12 protein-coding genes and 6 pseudogenes are annotated in these 20,549 nt (G+C 69.2%); 15 read left to right on the top strand and 3 right to left on the bottom strand.

Annotation, left to right across the window (positions count from 1 at the left end):
• Positions 1–140: 140 nt before the first annotated feature.
• The gene (locus OG310_RS29590; RefSeq protein WP_329458892.1) at positions 141–674 is read right to left on the bottom strand and encodes an SGNH/GDSL hydrolase family protein; all 534 of its coding nucleotides are present in this window, start codon (positions 672–674) and stop codon (positions 141–143) included.
• A gap of 58 nt (positions 675–732) precedes the next feature.
• Between OG310_RS29590 and OG310_RS29595 the strand changes: the two genes are divergently transcribed.
• Positions 733–1,719: a helix-turn-helix transcriptional regulator gene (locus OG310_RS29595; protein WP_443078761.1), complete on the top strand. Its 987-nt coding sequence runs from the start codon at positions 733–735 to the stop codon at positions 1,717–1,719.
• On the opposite strand, the pseudogene OG310_RS29600 reads toward OG310_RS29595, so the two are convergent.
• Positions 1,719–1,946, bottom strand: a pseudogene (locus OG310_RS29600) (IS1380 family transposase); the annotation flags it as partial. The gene OG310_RS29595 and the pseudogene OG310_RS29600 sit on opposite strands and share 1 nt — an antisense overlap.
• A 969-nt stretch (positions 1,947–2,915) precedes the next feature.
• Here OG310_RS29600 and OG310_RS29605 point away from each other — a divergent pair.
• From OG310_RS29605 to OG310_RS29660, 12 genes and pseudogenes are all read left to right on the top strand, one after another.
• Complete coding sequence (locus OG310_RS29605) at positions 2,916–3,755, top strand: alpha/beta fold hydrolase (protein ID WP_329458893.1); 840 nt, start codon at positions 2,916–2,918, stop codon at positions 3,753–3,755.
• A 234-nt stretch (positions 3,756–3,989) separates the two neighbouring features.
• The gene (locus OG310_RS29610; RefSeq protein ID WP_329458894.1) at positions 3,990–4,955 is read left to right on the top strand and encodes a helix-turn-helix domain-containing protein; all 966 of its coding nucleotides are present in this window, start codon (positions 3,990–3,992) and stop codon (positions 4,953–4,955) included.
• Between the two features lie 4 nt (positions 4,956–4,959).
• Positions 4,960–5,394 (top strand): SgcJ/EcaC family oxidoreductase, encoded by a 435-nt coding sequence (locus tag OG310_RS29615; protein ID WP_329458895.1) that lies wholly within the window; start codon positions 4,960–4,962, stop codon positions 5,392–5,394.
• 632 nt (positions 5,395–6,026) lie between these two features.
• Complete coding sequence (locus OG310_RS29620) at positions 6,027–7,079, top strand: methyltransferase (protein WP_329458896.1); 1,053 nt, start codon at positions 6,027–6,029, stop codon at positions 7,077–7,079.
• 607 nt (positions 7,080–7,686) lie between these two features.
• Positions 7,687–8,985 (top strand): carbohydrate-binding protein, encoded by a 1,299-nt coding sequence (locus tag OG310_RS29625; RefSeq protein WP_329458897.1) that lies wholly within the window; start codon positions 7,687–7,689, stop codon positions 8,983–8,985.
• A 907-nt stretch (positions 8,986–9,892) separates the two neighbouring features.
• Positions 9,893–10,273, top strand: a pseudogene (locus tag OG310_RS29630) (transposase); the annotation flags it as partial.
• 2 nt (positions 10,274–10,275) lie between these two features.
• Positions 10,276–10,445: pseudogene (locus OG310_RS29635) on the top strand (LLM class flavin-dependent oxidoreductase); the annotation flags it as partial.
• Positions 10,439–11,332: pseudogene (locus OG310_RS29640) on the top strand (zinc-binding dehydrogenase); the annotation flags it as partial. The pseudogenes OG310_RS29635 and OG310_RS29640, both read left to right, overlap by 7 nt.
• Positions 11,333–11,681: 349 nt before the next feature.
• Positions 11,682–14,954, top strand: a complete 3,273-nt coding sequence (fdh, locus tag OG310_RS29645; protein WP_329458898.1) for a formate dehydrogenase — start codon at positions 11,682–11,684, stop codon at positions 14,952–14,954.
• Positions 14,951–15,940 carry a 4Fe-4S dicluster domain-containing protein gene (locus OG310_RS29650; RefSeq protein ID WP_329458899.1) on the top strand — a complete coding sequence of 330 codons (990 nt, stop codon included), beginning with the start codon at positions 14,951–14,953 and terminating at the stop codon, positions 15,938–15,940. The genes fdh and OG310_RS29650 overlap by 4 nt, the downstream gene beginning before the upstream one ends.
• Positions 15,937–17,010 carry an NrfD/PsrC family molybdoenzyme membrane anchor subunit gene (nrfD, locus tag OG310_RS29655; RefSeq protein WP_329458900.1) on the top strand — a complete coding sequence of 358 codons (1,074 nt, stop codon included), beginning with the start codon at positions 15,937–15,939 and terminating at the stop codon, positions 17,008–17,010. Before OG310_RS29650 ends, nrfD begins: the two co-directional genes overlap by 4 nt.
• 133 nt (positions 17,011–17,143) lie before the next feature.
• Entirely contained in the window at positions 17,144–17,467 is a 324-nt protein-coding gene (locus OG310_RS29660) for a plasmid stabilization protein (protein WP_329460460.1), read from the top strand.
• Positions 17,468–17,478: 11 nt separating this feature from the next.
• On the opposite strand, the pseudogene OG310_RS29665 reads toward OG310_RS29660, so the two are convergent.
• Positions 17,479–17,817 (bottom strand): annotated as a pseudogene (locus OG310_RS29665) (ATP-binding protein); the annotation flags it as partial.
• Positions 17,818–18,782: 965 nt separating this feature from the next.
• Here OG310_RS29665 and OG310_RS29670 point away from each other — a divergent pair.
• Positions 18,783–18,938, top strand: a pseudogene (locus OG310_RS29670) (MerR family transcriptional regulator); the annotation flags it as partial.
• Between the two features lie 146 nt (positions 18,939–19,084).
• Positions 19,085–20,323, top strand: a complete 1,239-nt coding sequence (locus tag OG310_RS29675; protein WP_329460461.1) for a PP2C family protein-serine/threonine phosphatase — start codon at positions 19,085–19,087, stop codon at positions 20,321–20,323.
• Positions 20,324–20,549 lie beyond the last annotated feature (226 nt).

The raw sequence follows: 20,549 nt of genomic DNA on the forward strand, positions 1-20,549 counted from the left end.
GATCACCCGGTCGACGATTCCATCGAGCCCGAGAGGCGGGCACTGAGGCGCGAAGAGATTCTTGATCACGAGGCCGCTGGGGCGGGGTGCCCCGTCTCCCCGGTGGGTGATCCCGCGTTCCAGTGCTGCGAGGAGCTGCTTCATGGTGCGACCGCCTTGATCGCGTCAGCGATCTCGGGCACCAGCTTCTCGTAGGCCCCGCGCGTCAGATGGATGCCATCGTCGTCGTACGCCGCCGGCGCGAGTGTTCCGGTTATCACCCCTACATCCAGTGCGATGCCGCCGGATGCCTTGACCAACTCGGCCAGAATCCCGCTGAAGCCCCGGATCCGAGGGTTGACCTCGTCGGCTGTGCAGGGGGCGAAAGCGCGGAGCAGGTCACGCGGTAGAAGGGCGATCCACCGTCCTCCGCTTTCCAGTTCCCGGGACAGGTTCTCGCGGAAGGCTGCCGGGGAACTGCCGTAGGGCGGGTGGCTGTCGCTGCTTCCGATCGACACCACGACCGCCTCGTAGTCCCGCGCTGTCCGGTCGCCGATCTGGTGGCGAAGGGATCCGGACCATGCGCCTCCTGCGGCTCGGCACTCGACGTCGGCGCCGAACGCTTGCGGCACCAGGTCGGGGAGTTCGTAGTACAGGCGAGCGAGATTGCTGTCACCTACAAGAAGGACCGTCATCTTTGAACATCCTTGGGCCGGTCGGTCTCACTGGACGACTGCAGCTTGCCTGTCATACATGACGGGTTCCGTCATGTTTCCTGAGATTCTTGATCCCGTGACGTCGGATCGATTCTTCTCACTGCTGCTGGCGCTGCAGTCTCGGCAGACCATGACGACCGCCGATCTGGCGGCGGAAGTCGGTGTGTCGGTCCGTACCGTCCTGCGAGATCTGCAGTGGCTGCAAGAAGCGGGCTTCCCGCTGCTGATCCGACGAGGCCGTTGGGGCGGGGTGACCCTTCTCTCCGGTGGGTTGCTCGACAGGTCACGGCTCACCCCCAGCGAACGGGACCATCTCGCGCTCTACGGACTCGACGACATGCAGCGCGAGCAGCTGGGAGCTGCGGCCGACACCCAGCGCGCGCACAAGAAGATGCGATCGACCCTGCGCCTGTCGGACACCGATGTGCTGCCCTTGAGTGCGGTCGTGACCACCGACAACAGACCGTGGTTCTCCGGGGACACCGAGGGACTGCCTCCGGCAGCGCTGGTGGGTGACCTGCGGCGCGGTGTGCGGTTGCGTATCTGCTATCGCCGATCCGAGGACATCGAGGCCACCTGGCGGGTCGTCGACCCGTATGGGCTGCTGGCCAAAGCCGGGAGGTGGTATCTCGTGGCCGACTCCGCGGGCCGTCCTCGACTGCACGCGCTGGAACGGATCGTCGACTGGGAGCCGATTCGGGCAGCTCGTCGAATGCGTCCGGATGTGACCCTGAAAAGCGTCGCAAGCGAACTGACGGCACACTGGGACAACGCGGAAGCCTTCCATATCCACGCCGAACTTGACTCGAACCAACTCAGTCGAGCGAGGCGTATCCTCGGCCGCCGCTTGACCATTCGGGACACCGCAGGAACGCAACGAGTACGCATCACGGTCACCGCTCGGGACGTGGAGGACGTTCGCCTGCTACTGCAGTTCGGCAACAGCGTCACCGTCACCGGCCCCGCAGAAGCCCGCGAGCGCATCCGGGAAATCGCTGCACAGATCCTCCAGAAGTACTCCTAGAGGCAGTCCCCGCCCCATGTGACCGCCGGGGCCACGTCCGGCAGGATCTTGCCCGGATCGTGCACCGCCCGAGCTTTTCGCCGCGCCGTCAGCGCCGCTGATATCGCCGTGTCCAAGTCGGCCTTGCGGACGGTCTCGACCAGCGGCACGCCCCCGGCCTGCGAGACCACCGCCCGGCCACCGCCCTCGATGCGGACACGCGGGTACGACCCGATACGCTTCTTCACCTGGAGAGTGCTTCCTTGCGTGCAGCCAACAGGACCCTGGACAACTCCAGTCGTTGCGGGGCAGGGACACTCTCCGCGTATTTGATCAAGCCTCGAACACCCCGCCTCGTGAAAGCGCGAGGCTAGTGCGTCCAGGGGCGTCCGGCGCAGACCTGCAGATGGATGTTCGCCGGGGGCGGCCCTTCATCGCGCTGATTCACGATGGTTTGAGCCGACGATGGCCGCCGTGGGTTTCTGAGGTGACTGCACCCTGCTCGGCAGTTCGAGCCCCGTCGTGTCGCTCGCGCCTTACCATGCGGTGCACTGCCTCGCAACGGCACCTTCGTTCGCGCAGCAGCGGGGCACTTCCAGAAGTCCTGCCTCCGCGCGCCGAGTCCTGCTGTTCCGTCCCCTCTCAAAACGTCGGTATTGCTGGGCCGTTCGATGATTGACAGCGGCCAATCTGCTGAATTTGTTTCCCGTATATCATTTCCGGCGCGCAGGGCGGAGCGGGCCAAAGTAATCTGGGGCTGTCGATCGGAATGGTGGCGCGGCCTTGTCGGATGGTCATCCGAGGCCACGTTTCCTTGAACCCCCGCATCCTGGTGAACTGACCAGGCAAGGTGGGGGTTTTGGATGCATCCATGGAGGCGAGAACGGGGAACCGTCCAGTATTTTGTCGCTTCTTTGACCATGGGCCCGTCGGTGTCGGAAATTCCGGACCCCTCTCCATCCTGATGAGGGCTCCGCACCTGTTCCGCGCGGCCACCGGACTCCTGAATCCCGGCAAAAAATCCTGCGCCATGCCCGATCGGGCGAAGCCATGGACCGTGGGCCGTAGCCCCCCAATACGGCCGTTCCAATCCGGCGACGGCGGCACTCAAGCTGACGTCGAGAGTCGTTTCCCGCCGCGTTCACGTCGGGTAGGGCACATCATGTGAACGCTTCTTCGCCGGCTCCGCAAACGAACCCCACGAAGGAGAGACACACGTGAAGAACAAGCGACAGCTGACTCTGGTCTCGCTGGCGACGACCGCGGCATTCACCCTTGCGGTGAGCTGTGCCTCCGCCAGCAGCGATCACGCCCCCGCCGGTGGGCCCTCGCACGGTCGTACACCCACGATCGTGCTGCTGCACGGGGCTTGGGCGGACGCCTCCAGCTGGGCCGCGGTCACCGAGCGTCTTCAGAAGCGCGGGTTCACCGTCCTGGCTCCCCCCAACACGCTGCGCGGTGTGGCCACGGACACGGCGAATCTGAAGGCGTTCCTCCAGACCCTCAAAGGGCCTGTGGTGCTGGCGGGGCACTCCTACGGCGGATTCGTCATCACCAACGCCGCCACGGGCAACAAGAACATCAAGGCACTCGTCTACGTCGACGCCTATATTCCCGACAAGGGCGAAACGGTGGGGCAGCTGACTTCGGCCAAGCCCGGATCGGCGCTGGCCGTGCCGGATCCCAGCACCGTCTTCAACTCCGTCCCCATCCCCAACGGCGGTGGTGACGTGGACCTGTACGTGAAGCCGAAGCTGTTTCCCGGGTTCTTCGCCGCGGGTGTCCCTCTCAACAAGTCCGCGGTACTGGCAGCGGGACAGAGGCCCTTCGCCGCCAGCATTCTGAACCAGCCGTCCGGGAAGCCCGCCTGGAAGAGCATTCCGTCCTGGGCCCTGATCGGCACCGCGGACAGGGTCCTTCCCCCGGCCGAGCAGAAAGTCATGACGGCGCGGGCCGGCTCCCACACGGTCAGTGTGAAGGCGCCGCACCTGTCGATGGTGTCGAACCCGCAGGCCGTCACTGACGTCGTGATCAGAGCGGTCCAGAACAGCGGCTGAAAAGCGCGGACGAACACAGCGCGGTGGGCGCGCTGTTGCGAACCCGAGCTCTCGTAGGATGCCGGTCCCGACGCCCCGAAGGGCGAGCGTCGGGACCGGCATCCTGCTGTGTGCTCGTCATACGGTGTTGTGGTCGCGCATCCGGCAGGGGGGAGAGCGCGTGGAGCCGGGGATGCCGAGGCAGTCCTCGCCCGGATGGCGGGACGCTCTCGGGCCGGGGCTACCGTGAAGCACGTGCTCACAGACATCGAAACCTTCCAGGAGACGGTCACGGCGAGTGGGTTGCCGCCTGTGCTCAGTGGACGCCATGACAGTGGGAGATTCCGGGCCAGTGTCCATGCGCGCAACCTCGGGTTTCTCAAGCTGATCGAGCTGACCACGCCTGAGGGCGAGTGTTTCCGGGACGCTCGTTGTGCCCGCGCCGGTGACGAGGAGTTGTGGCAGATCGACCTGATGACGCGTGGCCGGGCACACGTCGAGCAGGGCCGCGGCTCCGCCGATCTGGGGCCGGCCGACCTCGTCCTCATCGACCCGACGCGGCCCGCCCGGTTCGCCAGCACCGCCAGCACGCATGTGACCATGCTGGTGCCCCGGCTGGAGCTGCGGCTCCGCGCCGGGGACGTCGCCCGCCTGGTCGGGGTACGCATCAAAGGCGACCGCGGTCCTGGGGCCCTGGTGTCATCGCTGGCGCGGGACATGGCCCGGTCGCTGGCGGGGTTTCGCGCGAGTGAGGCGGACCGGTCCGCGGCCGCGGTGGCCGAGCTGATCTCGGTGGCGCTTGAGGCCCAGCTGGGCGACGTGCGCCCGAGCCCTGACATGGCGCTGCGCGACCGCATCGTCGGCTACATCGAGGCGCGGTTGTCCGACTGGGATCTCACTCCGGCCAAAATCGCCGCAGCCCACCACATCGCTGTGCGCCGGCTCCACAAGCTCTTCGAAGACCAGCCGCTGACAGTGGCGGCCCTCATCCGCCGGCGGCGCCTGGAGCGGTGCCGCGCTGACCTGGCGCGAAGCGACCAGAGAGTCGCGGCCGTCGCCACGCGCTGGGGATTCACGGATCCGGCCCATTTCAGCAGACTCTTCAAGGCGACGTACGGCTACAACGCGAGTGCGCTGACGTCCAACAACCGTGCACGGACAGTCAAGGCGCCCGCTGCCCGGCCCGGTGAGGATGGTGGTGAACACAGCAGAGAAGGGTGATCGCATGCAGCAGACAGTCGAGGCGCTGAGCGCTGTTCCGGGCCGGATGTACGAGGCCTGGAACCGTGGGGACGCCACTGGTTTCTTCGCCGACTTCGCCGAGGACGCCCTGTTCGCGGATCTCGAAGGAACCATCTACCGGAACCGCGCGGAGATGATCACAAGGCACGAGGAACTCCTCGGGACCATGATGAAGGGTTCTCGGCTGGTCCAGGGCGATGTGCCGTTCGCCCGCATCGTCAGCGCGGGCGTCGGCGTGATCCACGGTCGCGTCGGTATGCTCCTGCCGGGCGAGGAGCAGCCGCCGACGACGCGCTTCTCCATGCAGCTTTTCGTCACGGTGTGGCGGGACGACCGCTGGGTGGTCGTGGCCCTGGAGAACGCGCGCGTACTCTCCCTGGAGAGCATGGCGGCCCTGGAAACCTGGGCTGCCGCCTGACGGGGGTTGTTCTCTCCGTGGGAAGCGATTCGGCTTTCGAGTAGCCGGTCTGGTGGTTCTGGCGTCGCCCGGGACACTTCGGTGTTCCGGGCAACGCCGTCCGACCGGCCGGGGCCACCGGGCAGGCGGCAGGTCCCAGCCACCGCCACTGCCACCGCGGACCGGGCCGGGGTGGTGGTGTACGCGGCGGGACACCGGGCCGTTTCCCTCGTGCCGCAGCCGCCCGCGGTGAGTCGGGGCGCCGGCCACGATCGTGCAGTCCTGCTCGATGACGGCAGCCGTCGTCGGTGTGCCCGATCCGCCCGCAGGGAGCACGGCGGCAGGACCCGACCCGTCCGCCCGCGCCTGAACCGCGGCACGGGCGGTGCGCGTGCGCTGTGGATCAATCAGGCCGGACCACCCGCTGACCGCGTGCACGACGTGCGACGGCTGGTTCGAGGAGAAACCTGCGGGAGCCGTAGGAGGCCGCCTGCAGGGGGCGACGGCTGCGGCCGGCGCGGTCGGATTCCACCTGACTGATTGCCTGTTCGCCCAAGACTGACCGGAGTTGACCGTGTCATGGTGTCGGAGCCGTTGTGCGCTTGGACACCCACAACATGTGCCGTTGTGCGTTGCGGAGTGGACGACCGACCGTGAGTGAAGAGATCCCGGGCTTCGGCAGTGGGGCCGAGGCCGCGCGGAGTGTCATGAAGATGGTGGAGATGATATCCGGCTACTGGGTGACGCAGATCCTGCGCGCCACCGCCGAACTGTCCCTGGCGGATCACGTGGCGGCGGGAGCCACGACCGCTCAGGAGATCGCGGAGCGCGAGGGCAGTGATCCGGCGACCACGTACCGGCTGCTTCGCGCCGCCTCGTCCATCGGTGTCTTCGGTGATGCGGGAGAGCGCCGGTTCCGTCTGACCGCGATGGGTGGCCTGCTGCGCAGGGATGTCCCGGGGTCTCTGCGGGAGATGGCCATGGTGCGGGGGGCGCCCTTGCACTGGCAGTCGTGGGGGTCGCTTCCGGACGCTGTACGCAAGGGCACCACGCAGATGCATGCGGCCCTCGGGCTGGCCGAGGGCGCGACGGCCTTCGACTACTTCGGTCAGCACCCGGAGGAAGGAGCATGGTTCGCCTCCTCCATGTCCAACGCGACGGGCATGGTCATCGACGACGTGACCGGGGCACTCGACCTTGACGGCGTCTCGGTGGCTGTTGACGTCGGCGGGTCCACCGGAGCCCTGGTACAGGAACTGCTGAAGAAGAACCCGGGTCTGACGGGCGTGGTCCTGGACATGTCCCATGTGGTGGACAGCGCCGTCGAGGCAGCGGCCAGAGCCGGCGTCCAGGACCGCTTCAGCGCGGTCGGCGGAGACTTCTTCACCGATGTCCCGGCGGCTGACCTCTACCTGCTCAAGATGATCCTGCACGACTGGAGTGATACGCAGTGTCTGACGATCCTGCGCAACTGCCGTGCGTCGGCGCATCCGGGCGCGCGCGCCGTGGTCATCGAGTCGGTCGTGGGCAGCCCGGGTGAGCCGAGCTTCGGCGCGCTCCTGGACATGAACATGCTGGCAGCCACGCACGGACAGGAGCGGGACTTCGACGAGTTCGACGCGCTGTACGCAGAGAGCGGATGGAGGCGCGTCGCCACCAGGCCGACCCGTACCCCGCAGTTCATCCAGGAACTCGAAGCCATCTGACTCCCTGTCCGACAACGTCAGGCAGTTGGTAGGGACAACCGCTTCCCGGGCTCCTCCAACTGACCTCGATCGCCTGCGGCGACCCAGCGACTGGTGTCTCGAGCCGGTGCGGTGCGGTGCGGCGGCGGGGCGCCGCGGCGGGCGATTGCGGCCTGCTCGTCAGGCGTGTCCGTGGCCGGGACGATCCGCTTGTCGGCCTCCGGCCCCACGTGGGCCGGCGTGCCGCAGGCATACGGGGTCCGGGGCCGCACTGGAGATCGCGTGCGGGATCAGCCCGCGGAAAGGCCGAGGCCCCAGGGCCGGCCGGCTTGGGTCCCGCCCCACCGACAAAGCCACCGTCTCCATCAACGGCCCTTCGGGAAAGATGGTCATTTTTGTGGAGGATCCAGGGCCGAAAGGTCACCCACTCGATCCAGCCAACTACCTGTGCAACTTTATTGACGTCTTGACCGGCCCGTTCGCCGCCCGTACAAAGTGGTCTTGACCAATCCGCTCGACTGGTCAAGACCACTGCGTTCGCCCGCCCCGTGCGATGTGGTCACCTTGCCGGTCCACCAGCTCAGCGCATGCCGCAATCGCAACAGCTCCTCTCCCTCCTGGAGGTTCCATGCGCGTCGGAAGACGGATTCTGCTCAAAGCTCTCATCGCCGGCTCGGCGCTCGGGCTCACAGTCGGCGGCTCGGCCTTCGCGGCGGCCGCAGCGCCCGCCGCGCAGGCGGCCACCGCATGCGCGGGGGCGTGGAGTTCCACCGCCGTCTACACCGGCGGCCAGCAGGCGAGCGAGAACGGGACCAATTACACCGCCAACTACTGGACCCAGGGCAACAACCCGGCGACCAGCAGCGGCGGAAGCGGTTCCGGACAACCGTGGACGTCCAACGGCGCCTGTACCGGCGGGTCGTCGGGCGGAGGCGGAGGCGGAGGGGGAGGGACCGGCACGGGCACCGGAACGGGTTCGGTGAGCGGGCTCCTCTTCAGCCCGTACAAAGACGTCACCATCAACATGAACTGGAACACGTACCAGATGCAGTCGGCCGCGGGCGGGTCCGTCCTGCCGGTGGTGGGCTCCGGCAGCCTGGTGTCGCAGTACGTCCCGAAGCTGCCTGCCCTCACGCTCTCCTTCGCCACCGGAGCCTGCGGCAGCGAGACCTGGGGCGGTGTCTCGGGCGCCAACTGGGCCGCCGAGAACGTGCCACAGCTCCATTCCGCCAACCTGAACTACGTGGTGTCGACCGGCGGTGCTGCAGGGAACTTCACCTGCGGCTCGACAGCCGGCATGGAATCGTTCATCGCCCGCTACGCCAGCCCGAACCTGGTCGGCATCGACTTCGACATCGAAAGCGGCCAGAGCCAGTCGGACATCCAGAACCTGGTCGCCGCGGCGGCGGGAGCACAGGCGCAGTACCCGAACCTGCAGTTCTCGTTCACACTCGCCACGCTGGGGGCGTCCGACGGCAGTTACGGCGGTGTGAACTCGCTCGGCAATCAGGTCGTCCAAGCAGTGCTCGGCTCCAGCCTGAAGAAGTACGTCATCAACCTGATGACCATGGACTACGGCAACGCGTCCAGCAGCGTGTGCGTCGTCTCCTCCGGCAGCTGCCAGATGGCGCAGTCGGCGATCCAGGCGGTGAAGAACCTGGAGCACACCTACGGGGTCCCGGCAAGCAAGATCGCCGTCACGCCGATGATCGGCATGAACGACGCCACCAGCGAGACCTTCACCCCCGCGGACGTGGACACACTGACGTCGTACACGGTGAGCAACGGCCTGGCCGGGCTGCACTACTGGTCACTGGACCGGGACACGCCCTGTTCCGACACGTATGCGTCCCCCACCTGCAACTCGGTCCCCAGCACGACACCACTGGAGTACACCCACAAGTTCCTGAGCGACCTCGGGGACTGAAGAAGAACCCGGGGCGGGCCGCGCACGGACCACCGTGCGCGGCCCGCCCTCGTTTCGGGGGGAAGCGCGCGGCCTCGTCCGGAAGCCCGTGCCGGCCGCAGCCGGCGTGATCCCGCCGCGGGCCGAGGGTGCGAAACCCTGGTACCGGGCGGCTGCCCCGCAGGACGGCTTCCCCGTGGCGCGGGACACCGATGCCCCGATCATGCGGGAGGCGGGTCGAGAGCCAGCCGTGACCTTGGCGCGGTGGAAGGCTGTCCCGCAAGTCGGGGCTTCTTCCCAGCGACTGGGCCTCAGTCGATATCCCCCGGGCCCGTGACCGCGTGCTGTGGCAGCTCTGCCGTCACGCCAGCAGAGCTGAGAGAACATGCAGGTCGTTACTACGCCATCCACGAACACACCGCCCCCGGCGCTACCGCCGACGTCACGATCGAGGTCACGGGCAGCCGACTGCGCGTGTGCGTCACCGACACCGGTTCACCCTCGCCAAAACCCTCCACGACCCCTCGGCGGGAAACCGGACACGGCCTGGTCGGCATTGGCCAGCGGGCCACGCTCTACGACGGCACCGTCACCATCAGACCCCGCGACAACGGCCAGGGCTGGATCGTGCAGACGCTCCTTGACCTGTCCGCAACGGCCACACCCGGGTCGCCTATGCCAGACGCGACTGGGCCGAGTACCTCGCCGCCCGAGCCGAAGACGAGAGCGACAAGCGGGAGAAGAAGGGGAATCCCGGTGTACGGCTTGACGTGCGTCGTGCAGGAAGGGGCCATGGCGCGCGCCGGCCTGGAAAGCGACAGCAACCTTCTGTGGCACGCCCGAGCCGTGGCGGCGAGACTACTGGAGCAGTTGTGACCCCAACATCCCCGCAGGGCCCGCCAGTGCGTCGGGAACCGCTCCGCACGACATTTCGAAGTCCACCGCGCATCGCCGGTTCCTGGTCTGGTCGAGAGCCGGCGTGTGGGGTCGCGGCTCCACGAGGCCGTGCTGGGTCGGCGAACTCATAGGTGCGAGCCCCGTGGACCGAGGCAGGCCGGGTTCCACGATGCACGTCTTGTCGGACGTGAACGGGCTGCCCCTCCTCGTGGGCGTCCGCGCAGGCATCACCCCTGACGGTCAGGGCCTGAAGGTGATGGCGGCTGGCCTCCACACGAGACACGACCCCGAAAGCGGCTGGCACTACAAACCCCGCAAGGTCCGCGCCGACAGGGCGTATGACCAGCGCGACCTGCGACGATGGCTCCGCGGTAAACGCATCGGCGTCCGCATCGCCCGCAAAGGAATCGAGCGGCGCTTCCCGTCACGACGTTCGTCACCTGTCCCACGGTGCGGAGGCACCCCGCGCTCAACGCCCAGGTTGCGGCCACGGCAGCGGTCCTGACCGAGGGCGCTTCCGGTTCGGTGTGGGAACGGGAGAGTCACTCAACGAGCACATCCTGGGCGACGCCTGGCCCGGGGCCTGTACTCCCAGTGCGAGACGACGCAGGCGCACGCATACGGGTCAGGCGCCGCGCTGTTCGGCTACTCAAAGCTCTACGGGCAGGTGCCCGGCGGGCAGGCCGAGTTCCTGCGCGTGCCGTTCGGCGACCAACTGCCCGTGAAGGTGCCACACGGCCCCGCCGACGATCGCTTCGTGTACCTCTCGGCTGTGCTGCCCACCGCGCGGCAGGCGATCGAGTACGCGGCGATTCCGCAGGGCGGCAGCGTCACCGTCCTCGGGCTGGGCCCGATCGGCGACATGGCGGCCCGCATCGCCCTGCACCGGGGCGCGGAGCTGGTGATCGGCGTGGACCGGGTGCCGGAGCGGCCGGCGCGGGCAAGGCGCGTGGCGTCCACACCCTGGACATGTCGGAACTCGGTGCCAATCTCGTGGACGAGATCCGGCGTCTCACCGGCGGGCCGGGCACCGACTCCGTCGTCGAAGCCGTCGGCATGGAGGCCCACGGCAACCCGGTGGCGAAGAACGCGCAGCGGCTCGTCGGCCTGCTGCCCGACTCGGTCGGACAGAAGGCGATGGAAAGCACGGGCGTGGACAGCCTGGCGGCGTTAGAAACCGCGGTGGACGCCGTCCGCAGGGGGGCGGGACCATCTCGCTGTCCGGGGTGTACGGCGGCTCGGTCGACCCGATCCCCACGCTGACCCTGTTCGACAAGCAGATCCAGCCGCGCATGGGCCAGGCCAACGTCCACCACTGGGTCGACGACATTCTCCCGCTGCTCGTCGACGACGATCCCCTCGGCGTCGACTCGTGGCCACGCACCATCTCCCCCTGGAGGGCGGCCCGCAGGCGTACAGGACGTTCCAGGCCAAGCAGGACGGCATGGTGAAGACACTGCTCAAGCCCTGACCCCGTCCGGTTCCGGCACGCGGCCCGGTCCCGGTCCCGCCCGTGGTCCGGCGTCGGCGCGCCGGGGCCGGGACCGCCCATGGCTGTCTCCAGGCGCGATCCGGGCCGCGCACGCCGTCCGGCGGCCGCCTACCGAACGCCCGGCGCCGCGCCCCATACGTTCGGCGCAATGCCGGCGCGCGGATGTGAGTCCCCCCGTCCCCGGTCCGGCGCCGCGGTTTCCCACACATCCCGCGGGCGGGAAGGAGCACGCGGGCTGCGACGCCGTGGGCCGTAGCAGGGTGGCCGTTGCGGCACGCAGGCCCCTGGGCGACTCTGATCGGGGGACCGATGAGCACCGGAGGTGGCGATGGGTGTCCGCAGGCTGGTCGGCAGCTGGCCGGTCTACCGGCAGCTCACCGGGCCCGACCGGCTCGCCCGGGGCAGTGCGGCGGCCTCGCCGGGCACCGGTCGGCTCACGCCGCGCACGGAATCGGCCGATCGGGTCGTCAAGTCGGTCTGCCCGTACTGCGCCGTCGGGTGCGGGCAGGAGGTGTACGTCAAGGACGACGCCGTCGTTCAGATCGAGGGCGACCCCGACTCGCCCGTGAGCCGCGGCAGGCTGTGCCCCAAGGGTTCCGCCACGCTCCAGCTGACGACCGGCGACGCCCGGCGCCACGAGGTGCTCCACCGCCGCCCGCACCAGAAGGAGTGGGAGCGGCTCGACCTGGAGACGGCGATGGACATGGTGGCGGAGCGCGTCATCGAGACGCGCCGCCGCACCTGGGAGTGGGAGTACCAAGGCCTGCGCACCGCGCGGACGATGGGCATCGCGAGCCTCGGGGGAGCCACCCTCGACAACGAGGAGAACTACCTCATCAAGAAGCTGCTGACGGGCCTCGGAGTCGTCCAGGTGGAGAACCAGGCCCGGGTGTGCCACAGCTCCACGGTCGCCGGTCTCGGCACCTCCTTCGGCCGCGGCGGCGCCACCACCTTCATGCAGGACCTGCAGAACTCCGACTGCATCGTCATCCAGGGCTCCAACTACGCCGAGGCGCACCCCGTGGGCTTCCAGTGGGTCATGGAGGCGAAGGCGCGCGGCGCGAAGGTCATCCACATCGACCCCCGCTTCACCCGCACCAGCGCGCTCGCCGACCTGCACGTGCCCATCCGGGCGGGCAGCGACATCGCCTTCCTCGGCGGCGTCATCAACCACGTGCTCACCGAGGGCAAGGACTTCCGCGAGTACGTGCTGTCGTACACCAACGCCGCCACCCTGGTCGGCGAGGACTTCCGCGACACCGAGGACCTCGGCGGCGTGTTCTCCGGCCTCGACGAGGAGGGACACGTCTACCAACCTGCGAGCTGGCAGTACGAGGGTGCCCAGGTACAGGCACCGGCCGGCGACACAGACCAGCAGTACGAGGCCCGGGAGAAGGACGCCGAGACGAGCCGCCGCATCGGCGCCGCCGGCGGCTCCGAGACCCACGGCTCCGGCGGGGCGCGCACCCGCTCGGGGGCGCCGCGGGACGAGACGCTGCAGCACCCCCGGTGCGTCTACCAGATCCTCAAGCGCCATTACGCCCGCTACACCCCCGAACTGGTCGAACAGACCTGCGGCATCCCGCGGGAGACCTTCCTCGCGGTGTGCGACGCGCTGACGAAGAACTCCGGGCGCGAGCGCACCAGCGCCTTCTGCTACGCGGTCGGCTGGACGCAGCACACCGTCGGCTCGCAGTACATCCGCGCCGCCAGTGTGCTGCAACTGCTGCTGGGCAACATCGGCCGGCCGGGCGGCGGCATCCAGGCGCTGCGCGGCCACGCGTCCATCCAGGGTTCGAGCGACATCCCCACCCTGTTCAACCTGCTCCCCGGCTACCTGCCGATGCCCCACGCGCACACCCACGAGAACCTCGACGCCTTCGTCGACGCGAGCAGGACCGACAAGGGCTTCTGGGGCGACATGCGCGCCTACTTCGTCAGCCTGCTCAAGGCCTATTACGGCGACGCCGCCACCGCGGACAACGACTTCTGCTTCGACCACCTCCCGCGCATCACCGGCTCCCACGCCACGTACGACACGGTCATGGCGCAGCTGGAGGGCACCTGCAAGGGCTACTTCCTGATGGGGGAGAACCCGGCAGTCGGCTCCGCCAACACGCGTCTGCAGCGCCTCGGCATGGCCAACCTGGAGTGGCTCGTGGTGCGGGACTTCTCGCTGATCGAGTCGGCGACGTGGTGGAAGGACGGTCCGGAGATCGAGACCGGCGAGCTGCGCACGGAGGACATCGCCACCGAGGTTTTCTTCTTCCCCGCCGCCGCCCACACCGAGAAGTCCGGCTCCTTCACGAACACCAACCGGTGGGTCCAGTGGCACCACGCCGCTGTCGAGCCGGGCGGCGACGCGCGCAGCGACCTGTGGTTCATGTACCACCTCGGACGGCGCATCAAGGAGCGTCTGGCCGACTCCACCGACCCGATGGACCGGCCCGTCCAGGACCTCGCCTGGGGCTACCCCGTCGAGGGTGAACTCGCCGAGCCCGTGGCCGAATCGGTGCTCGCCGAGATCAACGGCACGGCGGCCGACGGCTCCCCGCTCAGCTCCTACACGCAGCTCGCGGACGACGGCTCCACCCGATGCGGCTGCTGGATCTACTGCGGTGTCAACGCCGACGGCGTCAACCAGGCGGCCCGCAGGAAGCCGGGCGCCGAGCAGGACTGGGTGGCCGCCGAGTGGGCCTGGGCCTGGCCCGCCAACCGGCGGATCCTCTACAACCGTGCCTCCGCCGCGCCGGACGGCGAACCGTGGAGCGAACGCAAGGCGTACGTGTGGTGGGACGCCGACCGCAGGAGGTGGACGGGCCACGACGTGCCGGACTTCATCGTGGACCGCGCTCCGGACCACGTCCCCCCGGAAGACGCCACCGGCCCCGACGCGCTGCGCGGCGACGACCCGTTCATCATGCAGGCCGACGGCAAGGGCTGGCTCTATGCCCCCGCCGGACTGGAGGACGGGCCGCTGCCGACCCACTACGAGCCGCAGGACTCGCCGTTCCCCAACGCCCTGTACCCGCGCGTGCCACGCTCGCCCGTGCGGCAGTTGAAGGAGCACGAGGGAAACCGCTACCACCCGAGCGGTGACGAGCCGGGCGCCGACGTGTACCCGTACATTGTCACGACCCACCGGCTCACCGAGCACTTCACCGCCGGTGGGATGAGCCGGTGGTCCCCGTATCTCGCCGAGCTCCAGCCTGAGTTCTTCTGCGAGGTCTCCCCGGAACTGGCGCAGGAGCGCGGCCTGGAGCACGGCGGGTGGGCCACTGTCGTCACCGCCCGCAACGCCGTCGAAGCGCGCGTCCTCGTGACCCGGCGGATCAGGCCCCTGACCGTGCACGGCCGCACCGTCCACCAGATCGGACTCCCCTTCCACTGGGGCCCCAACGGCGTGTCCACCGGAGACGCGGCGAACGAGCTCGTCGCGATGGCCCTCGACCCCAACGCCCACATCCAGGAGGACAAGGCGCTGACCGCGGACATCGTTCCCGGCCGGCGGCCGCGCGGCCCGGCACTCCCCGCGTTCGTCGAGGAGTACCGCGTCAGAGCCGGCATCACCCGGCGCACCGGAACGGAGACCGTCAAGTGACCGACGCGACCCGCACGTCGAGCCATCTGCTCAGCGGCATCGAACCGGATCCCGCACGGGACGCGGGGCACGAGGACGCGCCTCCGCGCGTCGGCTTCTTCACCGACACCTCGGTGTGCATCGGCTGCAAGGCCTGCGAAGTGGCGTGCAAGGAGTGGAACGCCATCCCCGAGGACGGCATCACGCTGTCCGGAATGAGCTACGACAACACGCAGGGGCTCGGCGCCTCCAGCTGGCGTCATGTCGCGTTCGTGGAGCAGCAGGTCCCGGTGCCCGCCCCCGAGGGACGCAGGGAACTACCCCTGCTCGGGGGCGGTTCCCCGGCCGCCCAAGGTCCCACCCCCACCCCGGGGGGCCCGGCTCCCGAAACACAGGGGCAGGCGCAGGCGTCGGACAGCGGAGTGCGGTGGCTCATGTCCTCGGACGTGTGCAAGCACTGCACCCACGCCGCGTGCCTGGACGTGTGCCCGACCGGATCACTCTTCCGCACCGAGTTCGGCACCGTCGTCGTGCAGGAGGACATCTGCAACGGGTGCGGCTACTGCGTCCCGGCCTGCCCCTATGGGGTGATCGAGCAACGCCCCGAGGACGGACGGGCGTTCAAGTGCACCATGTGCTACGACCGGCTCGGCGCGGGACAGGAACCGGCCTGCGCCAAGGCGTGCCCGACGGACTCCATCCAGTTCGGGCCCCTCGACGAGCTGCGGGAACGGGCGGCGCTGCGAGTCGACCAGCTGCACGAGGCCGGCATCAGCGACGCCCGGCTGTACGGCGAGGACCCGGAGGACGGCGTCGGCGGAGACGGCGCGTTCTTCCTGCTCCTCGACGAACCAGAGGTGTACGGACTGCCTCCGGCCCCTGTCGTCACCACGCGCGACCTGCCCGTCATGTGGAAGCACGCGGCCGTCGCCGCCGCCTCTCTGATCGGCGGTGTGGCCGCCTCGTTCGCCGCCTCGGCACTGACCGGAAGGAAGGCCGGCCGATGACCGGATCCGACGTGACCCGCGACGGGGTGCAGGGCCAGCGCCCCGGCCGCGACGCCTCACCGCAGGCCCTGCAACCGGCGGGCCGCCGCGGGCGCAGGCGCCGTCGGGGCGAGGAACTGATGGTGCCCCGCGCCGAATTCGGCTCCTACTACGGACGTCCCATCATCAAGCCGCCGTCCTGGTCGGCCCGCGACATCGCGGGGTACTTCTTCTTCGGTGGGCTCGCCGGTGCGGGATCCGTCGTGGCGGCCGGGGCGCAGGCGACCGGACGCCCCACCATGGCGAAGGCCATGAAGCTGTCCTCGATCGGTGCGCTCTCCCTCTCGACGGCCGCGCTCATCAACGACCTCGGCCGGCCCGCCCGTTTCCATCACATGCTGCGGGTGATCAAACCCACCTCGCCGATGAGCGTGGGCTCCTGGATCCTGTCCGGCTACGGCGCCTTCGCGGGCGCGGCCGCGCTGAGCGCGGTCACCGGCCGGCTGACGCGCACGGGCGCCGCCGCCACCGCAGGCGCGGCGCTGCTCGGCCCCGCCGTCGCCACGTACACGGCCGTGCTCGCGGCGGACACCGCCGTCCCCGCCTGGCACGGAGCGCACCGCGAACTGCCGTACGTGTTCGTGGCGTCGGCCACCGCGGCCGCGTCCGGCATGGCGCTGGCCGTGGCACCGCTCGCCGAGAACCAGCCGGCCCGCTGTGCCGCGGCCATCGCCGCGATCGGCGAGGTCGTCTCGATGGCTGCGGCCGAGAAGAGGCTCGGAATGGTCGCGGAGACCTACCGTACCGGCCGCGCCGGGACCCTTCTGAAGACTGCCCGGGTCCTGACCGTTGGCGGCGCGGCCTGCGCCGCCGCGTTGGGTCACCGCAGCCGCGTCGCGGCGGCCGGCGCCGGGGCGATGCTGCTCGCGGCCTCCGCATGCACGCGCTTCGGCATCTTCGCCGCGGGCATGGCATCGGCGGAGGACCCCGTGTACACGGTCATTCCCCAACGCGAGGGCCTGCGGCGGGCGGCAGCCTCGGCCGCGGAGGCGGGCGCCGGTAGCCGCGGCGGTGCCGACTCCGGTGCTTGACCCCGTTCCCCACCGGGCGGCACCGCGGCGCGCGCCACCCGTCCGCGACCTCGCCACAGCCCGGGGCACGACCGCCGCCCCCGGCACCGCTCGAACACACCGCCCCACCACACGAACGAGAATGGAAGCGACGATACCGGCGGGATCTCACCGCAAGCGTGCGCGCCAGTACGAGCACATCAAAGAGGGTGCCGAGAAGCGCGGCACCTCCGAGGGCCGGGCCGAGGAGATCGCTTCGCGCACCTTTAACAAGGAGCGCGCCCGTGCGGGCGAGGCCCGCTCTGCGAGCAGGACGTCCACCCGAGACGCCAAGTCCGCCTCGCAGCGGGGCGGCGAGCGCTCGCTCCGGGGGCCGGTCAGTCCCACCAGGGACCAGCTCGACGAAGAGGCGAAGAAGAACATCGAAGGCCGCTCGTCGATGAACAAGGAAGAACCGCGCAAGGCGCTGGGCCGCTGAAAACCACGGCACAGCCGGGCGATCGTGCCCAGACCGAGGCCCAGCGTGGCGGTGGTTGAACGGCCGTCGCGCATCGAGGCCGTCCCATCCGCCACGCCTGGCCCGCTGTCCGTGACCAGGAACTCGACCCCCGCTTGCTGTGCGGTGCGCACCACCCGCAGCACGACAGCTCCCGCGACGGCGTGCTTGGCCAGGCTGGCGGCGGCTTCGGACACCGCCAGGGCGACCTCGCCGGCCCGGCGCTCGCTCAGCCCGATCCGTTCGGCCAGCCGGACGGCTGCCCCTCGGGAACCGATGAGGTCGTCGCGGAACCACGCCACGTCCTCGCATTCCGGCAGCACCACACTCATGGCATCCGCCCGCCACCGCGTGCCCCAACCGCGGGCCGCTGCACACCGGTACGGCCGTAGTCCATCGACAACCCCCGAAGGAGACGGTTCACCGGAAGAGATCACCGCCGGTACCGCTGCCAGCAGTCCGCCCCCGAAACGACACCCTGATCGTCTGCGGCCGAACCTGACCAGCCACCTGGGACGAGTGGGATCAGGACGGTCCCGCCGACTGCAGGCGGCGTGACCCGCAGCAGGCTGCCTCCGTCCTGGCCAACACAAAATCTGTGTCGGCTGGAGTAGACATTGGGGGGTGGGCGTGGTTATGGTTTCTCTCGTAGCCGAGATCGAGCGAGGGCCCGGCAGAGATGAACTGGCGGGCAGTTGTGCAGCAGTTGCAGTACGCAGGACGGTGCGGTGGTGGAGTTTCGAAGCCAGGGTTGTCGCAGGACGGCGACGGGACTGACGACCGCACCGGGTGGCCCGCGGTGATCAGGGGCCGCCGCCAGTAGCAGTGCGGTTCAGCAGTACCCAGCAGTGAAGTCACAGAGTAGCACCTTGGTGAAGGCGTCGGCTGCGGGCGCGCGCACCGGGAGGTTCGGCAGTGGGGTTCCAAGCCAGGGCAGATGCAGGACGGGCGACGGGGCTGGCTGTCGAAGAGTGGCGCTGTCACAGGTCACCGAGCAGTACGCATCACCAGCAGTATCGGCAGTAGGTACGTGATCGCTGAGGGAAGAACGGAGGAGTTGAGCGCCATCAGGATCGCCCGGGCGGAGTCCCAGAGCCCGGGTACCGCAGGACATCGATAGTGAGGTGGTCTCCGGTCAAGCAACCGCGATCCCCGCATGCCCCGTCCTCTCCCGGACGGTCGTGCGGATACAGAGGGCCGGCGCAGTATGAGGGCCGGCGGATGGTGTAGCAGTTCCTTCGGGGCCCTGGTGCCAATGGCACCAGGGCCCCTCCGCATGTTCCACGAGAGAGGTGCGATGGCAGCAGAGGTCTCCTACGGTCGTCTCGATGACGACGACTATCCCGCCTACACGATGGGCCGGGCCGCGGAAATACTCCACACCACCCCCGCTTTCCTGCGCGCCGTCGGCGCGGCCCGCCTCATCACACCCCTGCCATCCCAGGGCGGATACTGAGCTTCGGGGCCTGGGGGGCCTTATGTGCAATATGGCAGTTTCTGGGTTTTATCGAGCAATGAGGAGTCGCAATGAGCGCAGCAGGGCCGGAGGGCCGGCGGGCCTCTCGTCCTGCCGGGGGCGAGGGCCGACGGGACAGCGCGATGGCGCTGGCGGAGACCTTGGAGGCTGCGGAGGCCGCCGCTCCCGTGGAGTCGCTGGACGTGGTCGCGCGCATGCTCAAGGACCACCTCGGGGCCGTGTCGGTGTCGTTCCTGATCACCGACTTCACCGGCAGCTCAGTCGTCCGGTTGGGGGCTGCGGGCAGTGTCGAGACCGGTGAGCCGGCCCGGCGTATCTCACTGCGGGGCACCCTGTACGACGATGTCATCCGCACCCAGCGCCCGAGCGTGGAGGACGGGGGCGGGGGCGCGTTGGTGCGGGTCGTTGCTCCCGTGACCAACCGCGGCGACGCGATCGGGCTCCTCGAACTGTTCCTGCCTGAGGCTCCGGAGCCGGAGGAGATGCGAGAGATCGGCGAGGCCGCGCACGCGCTGGCGTACATCGTCATCGCCAACCGGTCCTTCACCGACCTCTACCAGTGGGGCCGGCGCACCATTCCGCTGAGTCTTGCCGCGGAGATCCAGCACCGGCTGCTCCCGGCGTCGCTGGCGTGCGAAGCGGCACAGTTCGCGGTTGCCGGGGCTCTGGAGCCCGCCGATCACGTGGGGGGTGACACCTTCGACTACGTGATCGACCGGGACACCGTCCAGCTCTCCGTCACCGACGCCATGGGCCACGACGTCAACGCCGCACTGCTGGCCACCCTCCTGGTGAGCGCCCTGCGAAGGGCGCGGCGGGCGGGTGCCGGCCTCAAGGAACAGGCGCGCCAGGCCGACCAGGCGCTGCGTGAGCGCGGTCGGCAGGAATACGTCACCGGTCAGCTGCTGCGTATCAGCCTGGTCGACGGCAGGGCCGAGTTCGTCAACGCGGGGCATCCCTGGCCACTGCGGATGCGGGAGGGACAGGTGCGGGAGATCACTCCTGAGGTCGATATGCCGTTCGGCTTCGACGTCCCTCACACCTACCGGGTCCAGGCCCTGGATCTGCGTCCGGGTGACCGGCTGGTGATGCTGACCGACGGCATGCTGGAGCGCAACGCGAACAGCCTCGACCTGTCGGAACTGATCGTCCGCACGCGTGCGCTGCACCCCCGCGAGGCCGCCCGCGCCCTCATCGCGGCAGTCGTCGACGTCAACCGCGGTCATCTGCAGGACGACGCGACCGTCATGTGCCTGGACTGGCACGGCGTCGGCTACTCCCAGCGTGACGCCGCTACCGGCGCTGACCTTTCCGACACCTCACGACCGTCAAGGACGATGTGGACCACTCCCGGACGATGACTCGGGGCGTGTGGGGGGAGAGCCAGTAGCAAGGTGTCTTCTGGTGAAGCCGCCGTTGGGAGTCTGCGCGGTGGCCACGTCGTCAGGGTGTGGGCACGGTGCTCGACGTGACTGGGAATGGTCGGGTGGAGCGGCGCCCCGCGACGGCGCGGCGAGGGTGAGTGTCGAGCGGGCGCCCTCGCCCCTCAGGCAGGTACGCCCCGTTGTCGAGGGAGTTCTTCTCCAG

It is taken from the genome of Streptomyces sp. NBC_01497 (assembly GCF_036250695.1).
In the GTDB taxonomy this organism is placed as follows: Bacteria; Actinomycetota; Actinomycetes; order Streptomycetales; family Streptomycetaceae; genus Streptomyces.

Bases quoted from the DNA above. Each gene is read 5' to 3' on its own strand.
- nrfD (WP_329458900.1), top strand. From the start codon at position 15,937: ATGACCGGATCCGACGTGACCCGCGACGGGGTGCAGGGCCAGCGCCCC.
- OG310_RS29590 (WP_329458892.1), bottom strand. From the start codon at position 674: ATGACGGTCCTTCTTGTAGGTGACAGCAATCTCGCTCGCCTGTACTAC.
- OG310_RS29595 (WP_443078761.1), top strand. From the start codon at position 733: ATGACGGGTTCCGTCATGTTTCCTGAGATTCTTGATCCCGTGACGTCG.
- OG310_RS29625 (WP_329458897.1), top strand. From the start codon at position 7,687: ATGCGCGTCGGAAGACGGATTCTGCTCAAAGCTCTCATCGCCGGCTCG.
- OG310_RS29675 (WP_329460461.1), top strand. From the start codon at position 19,085: ATGGCGCTGGCGGAGACCTTGGAGGCTGCGGAGGCCGCCGCTCCCGTG.
- fdh (WP_329458898.1), top strand. From the start codon at position 11,682: ATGGGTGTCCGCAGGCTGGTCGGCAGCTGGCCGGTCTACCGGCAGCTC.
- OG310_RS29615 (WP_329458895.1), top strand. From the start codon at position 4,960: ATGCAGCAGACAGTCGAGGCGCTGAGCGCTGTTCCGGGCCGGATGTAC.